This window comes from Vagococcus salmoninarum (assembly GCF_003987495.1).
In the GTDB taxonomy this organism is placed as follows: Bacteria; Bacillota; Bacilli; order Lactobacillales; family Vagococcaceae; genus Vagococcus_D; species Vagococcus_D salmoninarum.
Genome location: NZ_NGJU01000002.1, coordinates 1 through 13479 on the forward strand (window position 1 = coordinate 1; position 13479 = coordinate 13479).

Sequence of the window (13479 nt, forward strand, 5' to 3'; positions counted from 1 at the left end):
TTTAAACACCGCATTCTAATCAGTTTTAAAGTGACACAAAAAAGCAACTTCACCATTTCTGATGAAGCTGCCTAAGTAACTATTTATTCGACTAAATTTTAGCCATCCACACAATTTGACGTAGAGCCAGTTTTTCTAATTCGTTTTTTAGTAAAGGAACATCTTGACCTTGATTATCAAAGAAAATCGTTTGAAAGCCAATTTCCTTAGGAATCTCAAGATTTTTCAGTGTATTGTCGATAAAAACTGCCTCTTCTGGTTGAACGCCAGCTTCATTTAAGACATAGTGGTAGATCTCAGGTTGATTTTTACGACTGCCGACATGAGCAGAAATACCTAAAACATCAAACAGCTCTTGCCATTGATGGTGATCAAAGAGTGTTTTCATTCGATCAGCTTTATTATCAGTAATTAAGCCGATTTTATAGCCACTAGTTTTCAGCTCTTTAATTAAAGCGATCATCTCTTCGTTAATGGGGGTAGCAATAAAAGCTTCCTCAATTAAGGACACAGGTAAGTCAGCATTCAAAGCCTTGTTTAAATCTGACCAAATATCTAGGTGATTAACTTCCCCAGTTAATAATCTTTGGCCGAACCCTCGGTATTTTTCTAAAAAAAGTGTTTTATCAATGCCAGTTTGACTAACAATATAGTTCGCAAAGCTCAAAGAACCTTTAGCATCAACCGTAATCACTCCATCAAAATCAAAAAAGATGGTTTTAATCATGGAAATCCCTCCTAAATCAATTACTCCTATCATACCATGAGGGGTTAATTAACTTTTAAAAGAATGCTCAAAAAAAACAAAACCTAACAAGGTTTTGTTTTTAATTTTTTATTATCTATTTTCATCCATGGCTTTTTGAGCAAGTAAGTTCAAGTAGTTCCAAGGTCTATCAAAATAAGGTTGGAAGAAGAAGTCGCTAATTGCTAAATCTTCAACAGTCATTTTATTTTGAATGGCTAATGACAACGTGTTAGCCGATTGAGTAATGTCATACTTAGACATTAGTTGAGCACCAAGAATAACATGGCTATCTGCTTCAAATACTAGTTTCATTTGGACGTTTTCTGTCGTCGGCATAAATTCTGGACGATAGTTATCTTCCATGTAAGTTGCCTTAACATTTAAACCTAAGACTTTGGCACTTTCTTCAGTAACCCCTGTAGAACCAATGTTAACACCAAACAAGTGTAAGCCAGAAGTTCCTTGAGTACCACGGTAAGCTAAAGTCGGTTCAACGATGTTTCGACCGATTAATAAGCCTTGACGAACAGCGTTAGTTGCTAGAGGAATGTATGAGTGACTGTTTGTTGGGTTGTAGTGAACAACTGCACTATCTCCACCAGCAAAGATGTCTAAATTACTTGTTCTCATGTATTCATCAACGATAATCGCACCATTCGGTAAACGATCGACTTTATCGGCTAATAAGTCTGTCATTGGTCGGAAACCGATACATAAAATAACTAAATCAGCCTCAATTGTTTGTTGACTTGTTTTAACGTGAGTTACCTTGTTATCTTCTCCTATAAATTCGGAAACTTGTTGGTTAAGAGCGAGTTTAATCCCTCTTTCAACTAATTTATCTTCGAGAACATTAGTAAATTCAGGGTCCAAATATTTATTTAAAATTCGATCTAAACCATCGATTAATGTCACATCTTTGCCTGACATTTCAAATGCTTCCACTAGTTCAATGCCAATGTAACCAGCTCCAACAATCGCGATTTTCTTAGCATCATCGGCTTTAGCAATGATTTCTTTCGCTTGATTGAAGTTTTTACATAACAAAATGTTTTCTTGCTTAATACCTGGGATTGGCGGTGTTAAGGGCCAAGAGCCAGTAGTCATAACTAATTTATCGTAAGAGTCTTCTAAGACTTCGTTTGTTTGTAAGTTGCGAACAGATACAGTTTTATTGTCTGTATCAATATTTAACACATCATGTTCCATATTGACACTAGCACCAAGACTTGCTAACTCCTCAGGGTTTGAATAGAAAAGACTATCTGAATCTTTTACAACTCCACCAACGTAAAGAGCGATTCCACATGATAAGAACGAGACATTATCATTTCTTTCGTAGATTGTTACTTGGGCACCGGGCGCCTCTTTCAAAATATTCTTGACTGCTGAAGTCCCAGCATGAGTACAGCCAACGACGATAACTTTCATAAATTAATTCCTCCTAATATTTTTTTAGTACAGTCTTAATTTAACATGGGTACAGCTTTAAATAACAGTTTGATGCTTGTGAAATAGGTATGTTTTTTTAAAGAGTAAACATTCACAAACTTATGATATTCTAGCTTATTTTAACAAGGTTCAATGTTCAGTTTCTCAAAGTATTATTTTTCACAAATGAAAAATTCACATGTTCATATTAATGAAAAAGACATATTTGTACAAAAAACTTCTGATTTTTTTTAACTTTTGTCTTTTCTTTCGATAAATTGTACAATATAAAGTAAGAAAGAGGTGGCGAAATTGCTTAAAAAATTTACCGAGACACCTGAATTTGAAAAAAGTATTGCTCTCAGTGCTTACGCTTTTAATGCTGTCCCTTCAAAAGAAGACATCGCTAAAAATCAGGAACTATTACAACACACTACTAATTGGGGGATTTTTGATGGCGACCTGTTAGCTAGTCAAGTCTTAGTCTTGCCATATCAAGTTAATTTAGCTGGCAAAGAGCTTAAAATGGCCGGTATCGGCAATGTGGCAACGTATCCTGATTACCGGGGGACAGGCAGTATTAATCAGTTATTTACTGGGATTTTTGAAGATTTAAAAAATAATCAAACGGTTTTATCTTACTTAAATCCTTTTAACCAAGAATTTTATCGGAAATACGGCTACGAAGTTATCTTTTATTTGCAAGAAACGGTCATTCAGCAAAAAGAGATTGCTCAATTACCATTTGAAAAAACTGGATCAATTCGTCGGAGTGACAAGACCCAAGCCAACGTTCAAAGTATTTTAAAAGAGCTCTACCGGCAGACGTTGCAAAAAGATGATGGTAGCTTGATTCGGGAAGACTGGTGGTGGGACTTAAGCTTTAAATATCAAACAGAGGAGCTTTTAGCAATCAGTTACGATGATAATAACTGTCCTAATGGCTATCTGATTTACCAAATGACTAAAACTGAAATGGAAATAATTGAAATTGTTTACCTTAATCAGTCAGGTTTAAATAAAATTTTAGGCTTTATTGCCTCACATCAACCGACTTTTAAGACTTTCCGTTTTAAAAAAGACTTAGGGGCATTACTTCCCTTAGTAGCTACGAATAATAAAGAAGTTAAACAAACTCTTATCCCAAGTATGATGGTTAAAATTATTTCTTTTAAAGGTTTAATTGAAAAGATGAGTTTTAATGTAACGGGTTCACAGCGTTTCTACCTTGGAGTCAGTGACGAGTATAGTTCTTGGAATCATGGAACTTGGGAAATTACAATTAAAGCTGGCCAAGCTCAGGCTGAGTTAATCGATACTGATCTAGTTTCAAAAAATCATTTAGTAGCGGACATTAAAACATGGGCGCAAGTCTTGCTTAAAAGCACTGCAGTCTCTAACCTAGTCTTATTGGAGCGTTTAAAGATTAATGACATCGAAGAGGGCAGTCAATTTTTAAATAGCCTCAAAGAAACACATTTAGGTTTACATGATTTCTTTTAGTTGTCGATAAAAAAATTATGTAAACAAGTGAAAGGAGTCACTGAAAAATGATTAAATTTAAACATGTTAGTCTACGGTACCAGGACTCCTTCTCATTAAAGGATGTCTCTTTTAATGTTCAAAAAGGTGATTTTTATTTTATTATTGGTAAAAGTGGGGCAGGCAAGTCAAGTTTGTTAAAACTTCTTAGCTCAGAAATCCCTCCGACTGAAGGTGAGTTTACAGTTTTAAATGAGCAATTCAAACCAAGATCAAAGGTTAATCACGACCAGCTAGCAAATTATCGCCAAGACATTGGGATTATTTATCAAGATTTTCGTTTATTAGCTGACTTGACTGTGTTTGATAATCTTGCCTATCCTTTAATCGGACGTGGCCTTGATAAGGAAGAGATTACGACGAAAATCAAAAAAGTTATGAGGGATTTAGGCATAGCAGAACTGAGCCAGCACTCTCCTAGGGAAATTTTCGGTGGGGAACAGCAACGGGTGGCAATTGGCAGGGGAGTGATTACTGAACCAGACTTATTGATTGCTGACGAACCGACAGCAAATATCGACGAGAAAAATAGTCTGCGGATTATGAGCCTTCTAGAAAACTTAAACCAGCAAGGAACTACGATTATTATGGCTAGTCATGACGTTAAGCTAGTTAATAATTACCAACATCCAGTGATTGAATTAGCTGCTGGACAAGTCCTTCGGATCGCTGACCAAGGAGGTTATTACGATTCTGAAAAAGAGAATTAATACTAAAACAGTGACTGCCTTAATTACTAGTAGCTGGGATTTAAGAAAAAATAATTGGCTCGCTTATTGTTTAAATGACTTGAAACTAGCTGGCTTTACGTTCATTAGTTTGTACTTAGGTTTGTTAACTACTTATTTAATCGGAATCAATCAATATGAGAAAGCCTTAACTGCTAAACATTTTGACCTTCAAGAAGTTAATACGTCACCGATGTTACTTTTGTTACTAGGAGCGGGTTTATTTTCCCTCTTTAGCTTAACTCTAATCATAATTCTTTATGGTCTAACAACGGCTTTGATTGAGTTAAAACAAGAACTTATCTTAAAAAAGAGTGAGCATTTAACTAAACTCCTGCTGGGCCGGACTTCCCTTCAATTAAGTCAAGAAATCTTAATGGAAAAATTTATGATGATGCCTCTTATTTTTTTCTGTAGTGGCAGTCTTAGCTTCTGGCTGTTTAGTTTAACTGCCAAAACTTTAAAACAAACGTTCCTATTAGCTAGGGAAAACTTTCCTCACATCATCAAAACTAGCTTAACTTTTATTAGTTTGTGGTTAGTCTTGATGCCAGCTTCCCTCATTTGTTACTATTATTGGTTAAAGAAAAAAATTAATACAACTGCCTAAAAGCCAAAAGTGCTCCTGACTTTTGGCTTTTTAATTTGTTGATTGGTATTTTTTTAAGCCTTTCTTCCATATGATAAAACACATTCTAGTTAAAATTAGTAAATAACAGGCGAAAAAGCCAAGCTGCCAATATGAAAACTGACCTTTAAGAACTTCTACTGGCCCATTAATGGCAATAAGAAAAGGACTGAGCCAAGTTAAGATAAAAGCTAGGCCTTGGGGGAAGATAACTTTTGGTCGAGTTGTCATATCCGTCACATATTCTGGTAGGCCCAGAATTTTAGTGGAACGCTCATACCAAAAAGTCACCATGACAACTAAATGATTCATTAAAAATAAAAACCAACAGCTCCCTAAGAGCCATATAAAGTAGAGCAGCATGGCTCCCCAAGTCACAGTTAGCTGTTGAAACATTAATAACAAGCCGCTTAAAACGACGATGAAATTAATTAAGCTTGCAAAATCAAATCTAAAAAAACTGTAAAACCAAAAAGAGTTAACCGGTCGGACAAAAATATAGTCTAAATTGCCTTCTAAAATATCGAAAGCTAAATTTTCGTGGGCGACGGAAAAAAACATTTGATAACCGTTGGTGATTAAAGTTCCAGTTATAATGAGTAAAAAATAATCAGTCCGAGACCAGCCAATAATACTGTCAGTGTAACTAAATAGTAACCAGCCAGTTAATAGCTCAATACTAAAGAAGAGCAAACCAAATACTACACTAGTAACGCCTGTTAATCGATACATTAATAATTCTTGAAAGCTCTGTGACAGTAGTTTAGAGTACAACTTTAACATTTAATGACCCACTCCTTCAAAGCGTTTCAGACCAGCTTTTAAACTGGCACGGTAACTAACGTATAAAACTACCGACCAAAGACTAGCAACCCCGATACTGTGAATCAGCTCCTCAAAAGGCAGCAAGCCTTGGAGTGATTTAGTTAATAAGTGACCGGCTAATGCAAAAGGGCTCTGTTTTAAAAACTGGTAGAGGGGCTCTGGCAATAAGTCTAAAGGGAAATATAAGCCCCCTAACAATAAGTAAAAACCGTTTAACAAGGGACGTAATGGCCACATTTGAATCACCCAAAAACTTAAAGTGCTAATTAAAGAAAGCAATAAGAAGAACATCGTGACACTCGTAAATAAATAAACAAGCAGAAAAAACCAATAATAAGGACTTAAGCTAGAGTAGTGACTTTGACCGACTACAATCAAACTACTTAAAGCAATCACAACAATTAGGCGATTGCCTAAATAAACGGCAAATGACTCTGCTAAGAGACTAATTGGGCGACTAAGAATCATCGTTAGTTTGCCACTTTTAATGAGCTGACTTAAACGCAACAAATGATTAAAACTAAAAAGTAAGGCTAAAAAATTAGCGATGATTAAATATTGCAGAAGTTCCCCTTGCTGATAAGGAATCTGCGCTGTTAAGGCGCTACTTTGATAAATACTTCGCCAAAGAAAGAGGGTGGTGATTAAAATTAAGCCTTGGCTTAAAAGTCCTACGAGAAAATCAAATTTATAAAGGAAACTTCTTTGAACTTCCATTAACATAATAATTAAGTATTTAGTCATGATCAGAACCTGCCTCATTAAAAATCTGAAAGATAATCTCTTCAATTGAGGGGCTGACATGGTTGATATTAGTAATATTAGCTAAGTTTAGGGCCTCATAATGGCTATGGTAATCAGTGGCTAAAAGTTCAACTGACGTCGGTGTTAGGGGAATAGAAGGGGGCTGAGGGATGGAAAAGGGGCGACTGCCAAGTTGAAAATCAATCACAATCCGCTCAGCTTGCTGATGCTCCTTCTTTAAAGCGGGGATGGACGTATCTAAGGCTAATTGTCCTTTTAACAGAATAGCTACTCGGTTTGTTAAACCTTCAATGTCTTTTAAATAATGACTCGTTAACACAATTGTTGTGTCAAAGGATTGGTTGATTTCTAATAAAAATTGATGTATGACTCGCTGACTAGTAATATCTAAACCAATTGTCGGTTCGTCGAGAAAGAGAATCTGAGGTTGATGAATTAAGGCGCAAATTAATTCAAATTTGACTCGTTCGCCAAGGGAGAGTTTTCTAGTAGGGGTGTAGCGTTTTCCTTGAATGTTTAAGAGGCTGAGCATCTGTTCTAAACGCTGCTGATATGCTGGAAGAGGAATGCGATAAATGACTTGTAACATTTTCAAGGTTTCTTCAGGCGGTAAATCCCAAAGCAATTGACTTTTTTGACCTAACAATAAGCCAATCGAACGTAAGTAGGGATGTTCTCTTTGAAAAGGCTGATGACCGCCACAAGTTAGTGAGCCTTCTGTCGGTGCTAATATCCCAGTCATTAGTTTAATTAAAGTCGTTTTACCTGCGCCATTTGGTCCTAATAAACCGATAATATCACCTTTGTTAATCATTAAATTTATCTGGTCAAGAGCTTTGATATCTTTGTATTGGCGTTTACGGAAATCTTTCAACGTCCCGATTAAACCAGCCCCTTTATCAAAAGAACGGTAAGCATAACTTAAATTACGACAGTCAATCATCGAATTCCTCCTAACTAAGTGATGTGATGCTTTCATTGTATGAGGAGCAAATTAAAAGTACAAGCTTAATAATTAATACGAACAAAAAACAGCCAACCTAGGTCAGCTGTTCCAGTTAATTAATTAACAATTACTAATTCTTTTTCATAAAAGCAATAATCCGGGAAATATCATTTTGGTGATATTCTAGAGAACTTAATTGGAGTAACTGATCTTGCGGTAAGAGTGACTTATCAAATGTCAGCTCAAGGGTTGGTAAAACTACAATTAATGCATTGCCTTGCTTTAGAATGGCCTCAGGGTCGGATTCTGTTGAATCAAAATCAAACTCCCAATGTAAGCCTTCCTCATTAATTTTAGTTTGAACGGCTTTAACTAACTTTTTATTATTACCAATACCAAAGAGAATGGGAGTTGGACCGTAAATTAAAATAGCTTTTTTCATCGTAACACTCCTCGAGTAAGTTGTTTTAGACTATCTAAAGTATACCACGTCGTCTCATAATGATAAGTGACACTGTTGTCAGAGACTTGCAGGTAAGTATTTAACTAAGTAGATTTTATGGGAGTTAGCTACTGGGATGTCTTTAACTTCACCAAAAACACTATAGCCCATTTTTTGATAAAACCCAGGGGCTTGCCAATTGATCGTTTCAATAATAATCAATTGACGGTCATGAGATAGGGCTAAATTTTCAGCGCGAGCCATTAAAGCAGTGCCGACACCGCTATGACGTAAGTTGCTAGTAACGGCTAACATGTCGATATGAAGATGATTCCAGACAATTTTACCAGTTAGTCCACCTAAATAAACACCCTTGTCATAGGCGGCAAACGAGACTGGTTGAGAGTCATAAACAGGGATTTCTTTTAAGACTGCCTGGTGATGTTCTTCTAACATCTTCATAAGGGTTTGGATATTCTCCATTAAGGGGTAGTCAATTATTTTCATCAGTCTTTCCTCCTCTTAATTATTAAAAGCCGCGGTCAAAACTTAAAAAGCGCGTCCCTTGATACGTTAACGTTCCTAAATCTTGTTCAGCTAACAAGGCATAATCTTTAGTTTTTATTTGAAATTCTTGACGGTGACCAGACTGTAATTCAAAAGTAATGTAATAAGTCGTTGTAGAATGAGAACTATTAGTATTCATATCTGATGAATGGTCGACGTTTGTTCTTTTTGCAACAATTCGCCCTGAAGTGGTGATTTTTTCTGAGTTGTTATTTGTGACCCAAGTTGAAATTCCACTAATAATTTTAAAGATAATTACACCGGCAATCAGTGTAAAGATTACAATAGGAATCAGATAAAAAATATCAAAAAACATTGATTTCACTCCTTAGATTTAGATACTTAATTATACCAGAAAGTTATTAGAAAAGAAGATTAACAAAAATGGTCATGACTCATGTCATAACCATTTTTGCTAAGGCTAATGTTTATTCAAAAACGTCTAAATCTTCGTTGTCACCAGCAGCACCATTAAACTGGTGACCAGAGGCATCTTCAATAATTAGCTCCTCTTCATTTGTTAAAGAGTCCTTATTGTTTGCTTTGGCTCCATTGCTAATTTGATTGTCTCTAGGAACCTCAGATTTTCCAATGTTGCCTTTTAGTCCGATAATAGTAACTAAACTGACAACTACTAAACTTGCGTATATTATTTTTTTAAACATAGTAATCAACCTTTCCTTTTAAGATAGTTTGATTATAACGAAGCAAGATGTAGCCCAGATAAAGAGACTGTAAGTTTCCCCTAAAGATAAGTGACTATAACTCAAATTGACACTTTAAGTAAGTCGTATTTCCTTGCTCATCAATGAGATGAAGAGTCAGTCGAAGAGGACGCCTTTGGTACTGCTCTTCAGGGAGAGGTACACTAAATTCTGAAGAACTCTTCGCAGAAATAGGTGCGGCAATGTAGTTCGCAGTTTTACGCTTCGCTGTCTCTTGCCAAGCTTCGCCGATTAATACGTCAAGCTTCTGATCAGTCATGATATAGCTATAAGTGACAGTGGAGTCATTAATTAACAAAAAATGAATCCTTGTATCGTCTACCTCAGTTAATTCTAGTCGTAAAGAAGCAGCGTCTTCACTAGATTGAGCTGTTGACACTAATGGCAGAGACTTATTAGTCTTTGGCGGACTTAATAAGGTCAGTCCCCAAAGCGCTAAGGGGATCATTAAAAGACTCGTTAAAATTATCAGTTGTTTTTTCATGGAAAGAAACCTTTCAATCAAATTATTTCTTAAACTTTTTAGGCAGGTTTTATGATAACATACATGCTTAAAATATAAAAGAAAGAATCTAAGTTTGGTAGGTACTAGCAAGTCCACTTATTCGTTAACATAAAAGTTATTTTGAAGGGTGCTTTCTAACAAGTAAGATTCCCCAACTAGTCAGCCAATAAACAACTAAAAAGCTACTAAACATCAGCCAAGGCTGAGAAGACAAGGCAATTATTTTCCATAAAATAAATTCAAAGAGGGTAGTAGGGTAAAGGGCATAAAATAAAACACAACAACCAATTAAAACTAAAGAAATTACCAGGCTCAAAGGCAGAGCAAAAGCTAATGAGAAAGTCAGTTTATTTTTCATCGAAAGACTCCTTTGTCATTTCTTTTCATTATACCTCGATATCATCCTTTTTAAGTGACAATATTGACAGAATGTCTAATAAACTAGTTTGAATTATTCAAGGAGAAACATTCTCTGAAAGATGTCTGAAACTCAACCAATTAATCATTAGCCAGAACTTTTTGTAAACTTTCTTGAATCAAGTCAATGTCTTCGGGATAAGTCAGTTCTAAACGAGTAGCTTCCATAATCGCCGCAGAATGGGCAGTTTGCAAAGATTGTTTGATCTCAGGGTCTTCAATTGAATCACGATAATCTTTTTGCTGACGCCATGCTGTATAAATGACATCAAAATAGCTCTTTTTACTTTCAGAACTATTGTTACTCTGGATGTCATCATTTGATTGGAGATGATTAGCCGGCTGCTCATAATTACTTTCACTAGAATTAGTTAAGCTTGCTTGAAGGTACTCAACCATCTTAACGTCATCGTTGTTTAAGCTTTGAGATCTATTAGTGAAGTCCCGGGTGGCTAAAGAAATCTTATTTAAATCATTGTAAAATAAATAGTAGGTATCTCCAATGAATTCTGATGAATCGCTCTCATCAGTAGCCATAACTGTTACAGCGGTATTAACGTTAACTTGTCGTAATTGTCCATTATCGCTAATCAAATTAAGTTTTTTAGTTGGAATAGTTGTTATGCGAATTGGGTGAAAGAGTTGGTCATCATTTGAGTACAGATAAATCCCATGGCCTTCGTCATTTAAATCTTTTGTATTTATGACGATTTGATGATGTTCATTTTTTTGTGATGTGGTGAAAGTTAAGTAGTAAGTAGTTTGTTTAGTGCCATTATCTAGTGTGATATCCTGTGCGAAATCCTCAAGGTTGACTTGGTAGGGGAAACTTTCGTCAAGAGACTCAGTTAGTGTTTCAGAAGTGAGGGTAGTAGCCGATTGAGAGGTAGCGGTACTGGTTTTTAAGGGGGCTGTGGTGACTTGGCTGCCTGTAGTTCTTGTACAAGCACTTGTAGCGATTAAACTAATTAATATCAGATATTTCTTTTTCATGTATTCACTCTCCTATAGTAGGACCCGATGACGACTAAGTGGTTGAGGGGAGGGGGAGTTTATAGAGGTGACAACAATAGTTTATTAATAAAGTTAGTGTAACATATTCTATATTTTTTTGGAAAGCGTTTTTATCAAAAGAAACAGCCTTCAAAATTAACTTTCCATTTTGAAGACAGGTTCTTTTGTAACACTGTCAATTATTTTTTAAATGATTATATTGCCGTTGATGTCCGCTGCTTTAAAGATTGCGCCAATAGCTGAAAAAAAGGCAATTAAAGCTGGGATTCCGGTCCAACAAAACAATAAATACATCACGCCAGCCCCAGTTTGACCAACCATAAATTTGTGGATTCCAAAACCTCCTAGAAACAACGCAACTAGAATGTATAGCCATTTGTTAATGAATTTCCCTGTTTGAGTGTAAGCGTAGTTAGCTTGGTGTTGGGTGTTTTCATTTACAATATTAATATTTATTTGATCTTCTCTTGTGGAAGAGTCCGTGGATTGATAGACAATAAGTTCGTCACCGTCTTCAAAGACTTCAACTTGATCGCCAACTTTTGGTCTAAAGTTTAACCATTCGTATCTGGCTCTAACAATACTTTCATTTTGAGTGGCGATAACTACGTACTCTTCTTCTAATTTGATGATTTTTGACATTAGTTAATTCCTCCGATTGAGATTAAATTTATTTTATGGTTATTTTTGCTAAAGACTTGGTAACTAATGCAATAAGCTTAATAGAATTTACTATGGTGATTATACACTTAAAACTCAGCCGTATTATTATGAAGAGAATTAGCTAAGCTTCAGACATCTATTTTCTTAGTTTCTCGATACTCACTAGCTTTAGGTACTTTATCAAAAGTAATCGTTAAGTCTTTGTATTCTAATAACTCACGTTCAAGTTCTTCAACAGATATTTTAAAAAATTCTTTACGTGAATTAATTTTATTAATTCGTTGTTTTTCAAATTTTTGATGTAACTGACGTTCCAAATCATAAGCTTCATAACTGAAAATCAGGGCATGAACATCAAATTTAAAAGGGACGGAAGCACTGCTCAATTCAGCAATGCGGTCTAGGGGATCAATACGTCTTGTAACCCCAATTTTGATAACATTCTGACCAAAAGATCCAATATTTGAAATAATATACACATAACCAGCACTAGCATGAGCAGCGCGATAATCTAAATCCTCAATTGAGTTTTGATGGTCATTTCGTTTACTTTTTAGTTCAGAAATTTGCGATAGAATAGCTTCCTTATCACCTTCATCCGTTAAACTTACTTTAATTGTTAGCTCAGCAATCATATTATCTAGGTGAGTAATTTCTTTATCAAGGACTTTTTTCTTAGCGAAAACTTCTTTAAGTAGCGCTTTCTCTTCCCGTTCACGTTCTCTTTGCTCTCTTAATATTTCTTTTTCCTCTTGTTTTTTATTTTCAAATTCAAAGGCAAGGTGCAATTAATCATACTTAAGTTCTAAGTAATGATTAGTAATTTCGATTTTATTTGTAGCATTTAGATTGTTTATTTGTGTGAAAGATTTCTCAATTCGTTTATAAATAACTTCCAAGTTACTATATTTAACTTTATTAATAGCAGCTTCACATTCGTTGTTAAATGCTCGTAAAACCATCTTCATATTATCATTATTCATTTTACGACCTTTAGATTTGGTACCATCAACAGTCCAATTAGCATTAAATAGAAGAGCAGTTTTATCTTTAATAAGCTTCTTTTGATTCTTTCTCACTTCAACTAAACGTTCTTTATAACCAGTCGATGTAGCGAAATCATACCGCGGACGATAGAGTCCATAACTTTCCATATCTATTTCATCATCTAGGGTAGTAATTTCGTTTCTAAGTTTACTAATTTTACTATTTAATTCATTGATTTTGTCAGTAGAGAGGACCTCTAAGGCAATCAAATCATTCATTTTCTGGGTTTGCTTGGCGATTTCTGTTTCCTTATTATTACTTTCATTAACTAGTTCAATAATGCTCATTTGCTCAATCGATAACACTTTTTTATTCTCTTTTTTTAAGTAACTATTTTCTTTTGAAAGATTCTCGATTTCTTTTTTTAAGTTTTTAATCTTAAATATATCTAGTATAGCCATAAAACTGATACCTCCAATTTTCTTTTTTAGTATTAAGTACTTTTGGGCTATTATATCACTTCATAGTCCAACCTCCAAAACCGGG

General features: G+C 35.1%; 18 protein-coding genes. 3 read left to right on the forward strand and 15 right to left on the reverse strand.

Annotated elements, in window-relative coordinates; all coding sequences use genetic code 11:
• Positions 1 to 91 precede the first annotated feature (91 nt).
• A complete protein-coding gene (locus CBF35_RS01635; RefSeq protein ID WP_170174679.1) occupies positions 92 to 727 on the reverse strand; it encodes an HAD family hydrolase in 636 nt (211 codons plus the stop codon).
• Between the two features lie 111 nt (positions 728 to 838).
• Positions 839 to 2179, reverse strand: coding sequence for an FAD-dependent oxidoreductase (locus CBF35_RS01640; protein WP_126778142.1), 1341 nt, complete (start codon positions 2177 to 2179; stop codon positions 839 to 841).
• A gap of 312 nt (positions 2180 to 2491) precedes the next feature.
• Between CBF35_RS01640 and CBF35_RS01645 the strand changes: the two genes are divergently transcribed.
• Genes CBF35_RS01645 through CBF35_RS01655 form a run of 3 tightly spaced genes read left to right on the forward strand, consistent with a single transcriptional unit; the run spans position 2492 to position 5059 of the window.
• Positions 2492 to 3682, forward strand: coding sequence for a GNAT family N-acetyltransferase (locus CBF35_RS01645; RefSeq protein WP_170174680.1), 1191 nt, complete (start codon positions 2492 to 2494; stop codon positions 3680 to 3682).
• Between the two features lie 47 nt (positions 3683 to 3729).
• Positions 3730 to 4431, forward strand: coding sequence for a cell division ATP-binding protein FtsE (locus tag CBF35_RS01650; RefSeq protein ID WP_126778144.1), 702 nt, complete (start codon positions 3730 to 3732; stop codon positions 4429 to 4431).
• Between the two features lie 10 nt (positions 4432 to 4441).
• Positions 4442 to 5059, forward strand: coding sequence for a hypothetical protein (locus tag CBF35_RS01655; RefSeq protein WP_126778145.1), 618 nt, complete (start codon positions 4442 to 4444; stop codon positions 5057 to 5059).
• Positions 5060 to 5089: 30 nt separating this feature from the next.
• On the opposite strand, the gene CBF35_RS01660 is transcribed toward CBF35_RS01655, so the two are convergent.
• From CBF35_RS01660 to CBF35_RS14985, 13 genes are all read right to left on the reverse strand, one after another.
• Positions 5090 to 5860: an ABC-2 family transporter protein gene (locus CBF35_RS01660; RefSeq protein WP_126778146.1), complete on the reverse strand. Its 771-nt coding sequence runs from the start codon at positions 5858 to 5860 to the stop codon at positions 5090 to 5092.
• A complete protein-coding gene (locus CBF35_RS01665; protein WP_170174681.1) occupies positions 5861 to 6646 on the reverse strand; it encodes an ABC-2 family transporter protein in 786 nt (261 codons plus the stop codon).
• Positions 6639 to 7610 (reverse strand): ABC transporter ATP-binding protein, encoded by a 972-nt coding sequence (locus CBF35_RS01670; RefSeq protein ID WP_170174682.1) that lies wholly within the window; start codon positions 7608 to 7610, stop codon positions 6639 to 6641. The genes CBF35_RS01665 and CBF35_RS01670 overlap by 8 nt, the downstream gene beginning before the upstream one ends.
• A 133-nt stretch (positions 7611 to 7743) precedes the next feature.
• Complete coding sequence (locus CBF35_RS01675; protein WP_126778149.1) at positions 7744 to 8055, reverse strand: hypothetical protein; 312 nt, start codon at positions 8053 to 8055, stop codon at positions 7744 to 7746.
• 78 nt (positions 8056 to 8133) lie between these two features.
• The gene (locus tag CBF35_RS01680; RefSeq protein WP_126778150.1) at positions 8134 to 8562 is read right to left on the reverse strand and encodes a GNAT family N-acetyltransferase; all 429 of its coding nucleotides are present in this window, start codon (positions 8560 to 8562) and stop codon (positions 8134 to 8136) included.
• 22 nt (positions 8563 to 8584) lie between these two features.
• A complete protein-coding gene (locus tag CBF35_RS01685) occupies positions 8585 to 8938 on the reverse strand; it encodes a DUF2500 domain-containing protein (protein ID WP_126778151.1) in 354 nt (117 codons plus the stop codon).
• Between the two features lie 112 nt (positions 8939 to 9050).
• A complete protein-coding gene (locus tag CBF35_RS01690) occupies positions 9051 to 9287 on the reverse strand; it encodes a hypothetical protein (RefSeq protein WP_126778152.1) in 237 nt (78 codons plus the stop codon).
• Between the two features lie 94 nt (positions 9288 to 9381).
• Positions 9382 to 9831: a hypothetical protein gene (locus tag CBF35_RS01695; RefSeq protein WP_126778153.1), complete on the reverse strand. Its 450-nt coding sequence runs from the start codon at positions 9829 to 9831 to the stop codon at positions 9382 to 9384.
• Positions 9832 to 9967: 136 nt separating this feature from the next.
• A complete protein-coding gene (locus CBF35_RS01700; protein WP_126778154.1) occupies positions 9968 to 10210 on the reverse strand; it encodes a hypothetical protein in 243 nt (80 codons plus the stop codon).
• 140 nt (positions 10211 to 10350) lie between these two features.
• Positions 10351 to 11262, reverse strand: a complete 912-nt coding sequence (locus tag CBF35_RS01705) for a hypothetical protein (RefSeq protein WP_126778155.1) — start codon at positions 11260 to 11262, stop codon at positions 10351 to 10353.
• 207 nt (positions 11263 to 11469) lie between these two features.
• Entirely contained in the window at positions 11470 to 11925 is a 456-nt protein-coding gene (locus CBF35_RS01710) for a TM2 domain-containing protein (RefSeq protein WP_126778156.1), read from the reverse strand.
• Positions 11926 to 12074: 149 nt separating this feature from the next.
• Positions 12075 to 12734 (reverse strand): GIY-YIG nuclease family protein, encoded by a 660-nt coding sequence (locus tag CBF35_RS14980; protein WP_244922549.1) that lies wholly within the window; start codon positions 12732 to 12734, stop codon positions 12075 to 12077.
• On the reverse strand, positions 12735 to 13394 hold the full coding sequence (locus tag CBF35_RS14985; RefSeq protein ID WP_244922550.1) for an SNIPE associated domain-containing protein: 660 nt from the start codon (positions 13392 to 13394) through the stop codon (positions 12735 to 12737).
• Positions 13395 to 13479: the final 85 nt, after the last annotated feature.